4 protein-coding genes are annotated in these 5,114 nt (G+C 74.7%); all 4 read left to right on the top strand.

Going from position 1 to position 5,114, the window contains the following annotated elements; genetic code table 11:
- Positions 1-195 precede the first annotated feature (195 nt).
- A complete protein-coding gene (gene mshA / locus ACTUAL_RS06175; RefSeq protein WP_096497247.1) occupies positions 196-1,449 on the top strand; it encodes a D-inositol-3-phosphate glycosyltransferase in 1,254 nt (417 codons plus the stop codon).
- On the top strand, positions 1,446-1,943 hold the full coding sequence (locus ACTUAL_RS06170; protein WP_096497246.1) for a YbjN domain-containing protein: 498 nt from the start codon (positions 1,446-1,448) through the stop codon (positions 1,941-1,943). The genes mshA and ACTUAL_RS06170 overlap by 4 nt, the downstream gene beginning before the upstream one ends.
- Before the next feature lie 67 nt (positions 1,944-2,010).
- The gene (locus ACTUAL_RS06165; protein ID WP_440899564.1) at positions 2,011-3,012 is read left to right on the top strand and encodes a DUF4349 domain-containing protein; all 1,002 of its coding nucleotides are present in this window, start codon (positions 2,011-2,013) and stop codon (positions 3,010-3,012) included.
- Positions 3,013-3,416: 404 nt separating this feature from the next.
- Positions 3,417-4,970, top strand: a complete 1,554-nt coding sequence (locus tag ACTUAL_RS06160) for a 4-coumarate--CoA ligase family protein (protein ID WP_096497244.1) — start codon at positions 3,417-3,419, stop codon at positions 4,968-4,970.
- The last annotated feature ends 144 nt before the right edge of the window (positions 4,971-5,114 follow it).

Genomic DNA, 5,114 nt, shown 5'->3' with positions numbered 1-5,114 from the left:
GGCCCGCCCCCGCGGGGGGGGCCCCCCCGCGGGGGGGGGGGGCGCGCCCCTCGGGTTTTTCGGGCAGACCTGTGACGGTGCGCACGAACCGGGAAGTCAAGCAGCCCTCAAGGCGTTGGTCATGGTCGTGGAGACATCTGTCCTCGGTCGGGAGCCAGCAGCGAACCCGGTCGCGTCCGTCGCGGAGGTGGTCCGGTGAAGCGGGTCGCGGTGCTGTCGGTGCACACGTCGCCGCTGGAGCAGCCGGGGACCGGCGACGCGGGCGGCATGAACGTCTACGTGGTGCAGACCGCCACCGCGATGGCCAGGCGCGGCGTCGAGGTGGAGATCTTCACCAGGGCCACCTCGTCCGAGCTGCCCCCGGTCGCGGAGCTGGCGCCGGGCGTGCAGGTGCGGCACGTGGTCGCCGGGCCCTTCTCCGGGCTGGAGAAGGAGGAGCTGCCCGGCCAGCTGTGCGCGTTCACCGCGGGCGTGCTGCGCGCCGAGGCCCGCCACGAGCCGGGCCACTACGACGTCGTCCACTCGCACTACTGGCTGTCCGGTCAGGTCGGCTGGCTGGCGCGGGAGCGCTGGGGCGTGCCGCTGGTGCACACCGCGCACACCCTGGCCAAGGTGAAGAACCTGGCGCTGGCCGACTCCGACGCGCCCGAGCCGAGGATGCGGGTCATCGGCGAGGAGCAGGTGGTCGCCGAGGCCGACCGGCTGATCGCCAACACCGACGTGGAGGCCGACCAGCTCACCGGGCTGTACGCGGCCGACCCGGCCAAGGTGCTGGTCGTGCCGCCCGGCGTCGACCTCGACCGGTTCACCCCCGGCGACCGCGGCGAGGCCAGGCGCTCGCTGGGCCTGGCGCCCGACGCGCTGGTGCTCGCGTTCGTCGGGCGCATCCAGCCGCTGAAGGCGCCGGACGTGCTCGTGCGCGCCACCGCCGCCCTGCTGGAGCGCGACCCCGGACTGCGGTCCCGGCTGGTGGTGCTGGTCGTCGGCGGGCCGTCCGGGTCCGGGATGCGCACCCCCGACGAGCTGGTCGGGCTGGCGCGCTCGCTCGGCGTGGCCGACGTGGTGCGGTTCCTGCCGCCGCAGGGCGGTGGCTCGCTCGCGCGGGTGTACCGGGCGGCCGACGCGGTCGCCGTGCCCAGCCACAACGAGTCGTTCGGGCTGGTGGCGCTGGAGGCGCAGGCGTGCGGGACGCCCGTGGTGGCCGCCGCCGTCGGCGGGCTGCCGGTGGCCGTGCGCGACGGGGTGACCGGGCTGCTGGTGGCCGGGCACCGGACCGCGGACTGGGCGGACGCACTGTCCCGGATCGCCCTCGCGCCGGGGCTGCGGCAGGAGCTGGCGGGCAACGCGGTCGGCCATGCGCGAGGGTTCTCCTGGGACCGCACGACCGAATCGCTGCTCGCGGCGTACGAGCAGGCTCGTGACGTGTTCCGGGAGGAGGTCTACGCGTGAGCCCGACCGATGCCGAGCTGGACGCCGTCATCAGGTCCACCCTGGACGACCGGGGGCTGGCCTACGAGAGCCCCGAGCCGGGGCGGTTCTTCGTGGAGCTGCCGGGGACGAAGAAGCTGCGCACCAACTGCTGGCTGGTGGTGGGGCGGCACGCCGTGCTGGTCGAGGCGTTCGTGTGCCGCAGGCCGGACGAGGCGTTCGAGGAGGTGTACCGGTTCCTGCTGCGGCGCAACGCCCGGCTGTACGGGGTGCACTACACGGTCGACGGCGAGGGCGACGTCTACCTGGTCGGGCGGGTCGGGCGGCACGCGGTGACGCCGGACGAGCTGGACCGGGTGCTCGGGCAGGTGCTGGAGGCCGCGGACGGCGACTTCAACCCGCTGCTGGAGCTGGGGTTCGCCTCGGCGATCCGGCGGGAGTGGGCGTGGCGGGTCTCGCGGGGCGAGCCGCTGGCGAACCTGAGCGCGTTCCGGCACCTCGTGTCCGACTCGTGACCGGCTAGCGGCAACGCCGCGCCCACCCCGCACCGTCCCACCGGCAGCGTTCGAGGGAGGGGTCGCGGTGAGACGTGTCGTGGTGGTGGGCGTGGTGGCGCTGGGGCTGCTGGCCGGGTGCTCCGGGGGCGGGACGCCCGCGATGGCGCCCGCGAGGGTGGCTCCGGACGAGGGCGGCGCGCAGGAGATCGCGCCCCAGCGGGACCCGGCCCGGCAGGACTCGGCAGGGAGCGGGCAGCAGGCCCCCGAGCAGCCGGGCGAGGTGCTGTCCGGGCGGGACCTGGTGCGCACGGCCGACGTGGACCTGGTGTCCGGCGACGTCGACGGCGTGGTGGCGCGGGTCAAGGCCGCCGCCGGGGAGCGGGGCGGGTTCGTCGCCAGCGAGAGCTCCACCGGCCAGCGGGGCACGGCGGTGGTCCGGGTGCCGGGGGAGCGGTTCGAGGACTTCCTGGGGGCGCTGGGCGGGCTGGACGGGGCCTCGGTGGAGCGGCGCGAGGTGCGGACCGAGGACGTCACCGAGCAGGTCGTGGACGTGCAGGCGCGGCTGACCGCGCAGCGGGCGTCCGTGGAGCGGATCAGGGCGCTGTTGGACCGGGCGGGCAGCACCGCCGAGATCACGCAGATCGAGGGCGAGCTGACCCGGCGGCAGGCCGAGCTGGAGTCGCTGCAGGGGCGGCTGGAGTCGCTCAAGGGGCGCGTCGCGCTGTCCACGGTGACCGTGGTGGTGCGGACCGAGCCGGGCAAGGCCGCGCCCGACGACGGTCCTCCGGGGTTCCTGGACGCGCTGCGCGGCGGCTGGGACGCGCTTGTCGTGGCGCTGGCGTTCGTGCTGGCCGCGCTGGGGGCCGCCCTGCCGTTCCTGGTCGTGCTGGCGATCCCGGTGACCGCGCTGGTGGCGTTGCGGCGGCGGCGGGGGCGGGGGCTGCGGACGGTGGCGCGCGGGTCCGGTCGGGTGGCGGGCGGTGGCCGGGTCGATCCCGAAGCGGGTTCCGGGGCGTCCGCAGGTGATCTTCCCGAAGATCGGGGAGGGCAGGCCGCCGAACAGGCCCAGGTGCCACCGAAGGAGTGAGCGTTCACCCGGTTGGCGCTACTGCGCGTGAGTGATCGGCGGGGAGCGCGGGGCGGCTTGGAGAGAGGGGGAGTCAGTAGCTCAAGCCGCCCCGCGTCGATCCCGCTGCGTGCGGACGAGGACTGGGGGGAGTCCGATCAGTCCGAGCGGGCCCGCGGTTCGACGGGGGGAGTGCGCACCGCGGGTTTCCCAGGCGGGTCGTCGGAGTGCGTGGGAGCCGACCCGCTTGAGCCCTGCCAACTTGGCAGATCGGCGGCGATCACCACAAGACTTTCCTTTACGCCGTTCGAGTGTTATTAGCCGAGTTAAGTAACGGCGTAGTCGTCACTCCGCGTGTCTTGACCCGGTAGTGTGGCTTGGATCACCATGACGGCCGAAGCCGCCGAGCGAATGAGGCACCGCCCATGGTCTTCCGCAGTCCGCTCCCCGATGTCGTGGTCCCGGACCTCCCGCTGCACCGCTACCTGTTCGAGGACCTGGGCGAGCGCGCCGACCGCGTCGCGCTGGTGGACGGCGCGACCGGCGCCGAGACCACCTACGCCGCCCTCGCCGCCTCCGTCGAGCGGTTCGCCGCGGGGCTCGCCGCGCGCGGGGTCGGCAGGGGCGACGTCGTGGGGCTGATCAGCCCGAACACCCCCGCCTACGCCACCGCGTTCCACGGCGTGCTGCGCGCCGGGGCCGCCGTCACCACGGTCAACGCGCTCTACACGGTCGACGAGATCGCCCACCAGCTCGCCGACGCGGGCGCGAAGCTGCTGCTCACCGTGTCGCCGCTGCTGCCGCAGTCGGCCGCCGCCGCCGAGAAGGCCGGCGTCGCCGACGTCGTCGTGCTGGACGGCGCCGAGGGCTACCCGAGCGCGGCCGACCTGCTCGCCTGCCGGGACCCGGCCCCCGAGGACCTCGCGGGTCCCGAGGACCTGGCCGTGCTGCCGTACTCCTCGGGCACCACCGGCCGGGCCAAGGGCGTCATGCTCACCCACCGGAACCTGGTCGCCAACGTCGCCCAGTGCGAGCCCGCGCTCGGCCTCGGGCCGGGCAACCGGGTGCTCGCGGTGCTGCCGTTCTTCCACATCTACGGGATGAACGTGCTGATGAACATGTCCCTCGCGGTCGGCGCGCGGGTGGTGACGATGCCGAGGTTCGACCTGCCGGAGTTCCTGCGGGTCATCGCCGAGCACCGCACCGACCGGGTCTACATCGCCCCGCCGGTCGCCGTGGCGCTGGCCAAGCACCCGCTGGTCGACCAGTACGACCTGTCCGCCGTGGACACCGTGTTCTCCGGCGCGGCCCCGCTGGACGCCGCGCTGGGCGAGGCGGTCGCCGCCCGGTTGGGCTGCCGGGTCGTGCAGGGCTACGGCATGACCGAGATGAGCCCGGTCAGCCACGCGACCCCGCCGGACGCCACCGACGTGCCGATCGGGACGGTCGGCGTGCCGATCCCGAACATGGAGTGCCGCCTGGTCGACCCGGCCACCGGCGAGGACGTGACCGACCGCGGCGAGCTGTGGTGCCGGGGCCCGAACGTGATGAAGGGCTACCTGAACAACCCGGACGCCACCGCCGCGACCCTCGACGAGGACGGCTGGCTGCGCACCGGCGACGTCGCGGAGATCGACGCGAACGGGCACGTGTCGATCGTCGACCGGGTCAAGGAGCTGATCAAGTACAAGGGCTACCAGGTGCCGCCCGCCGAGCTGGAGGCCCTGCTGCTGACCCACCCGGCCATCGCGGACGCGGCGGTCATCGGCGCGCGCGACGCGGACGGCGAGGAGATCCCGAAGGCGTTCGTGGTGCGCCAGCCGGGCGCGGAGCTGGACGCGGCCGGGGTGATGTCCTACGTGGCCGAGCGCGTCGCGCCGCACAAGAAGGTGCGGGCGGTGGAGTTCATCGACGCGGTGCCGAAGTCGGCGTCCGGGAAGATCCTGCGCAAGGACCTGAGGGCGCGCGAGCGGGCGTGACGGCGGCGGTGGGGCCGTGGCGCCCGCGGCCCCACCGCCCGTGTGACTTAGCTCTCCCGAACGGGTCCGTCCGGTCGGGACGGTCGACGAGCGGCCCCCCGGCGTCCGCGGGGCGGCCCCGAGGGTGACCGGGTGGGCCGCCCC

The sequence above is a fragment of the Actinosynnema sp. genome (genome assembly GCF_052038725.1).
Note: the sequence above shows the minus strand (reverse complement) of the source record. Positions and strands in the feature narration are given on the sequence as shown.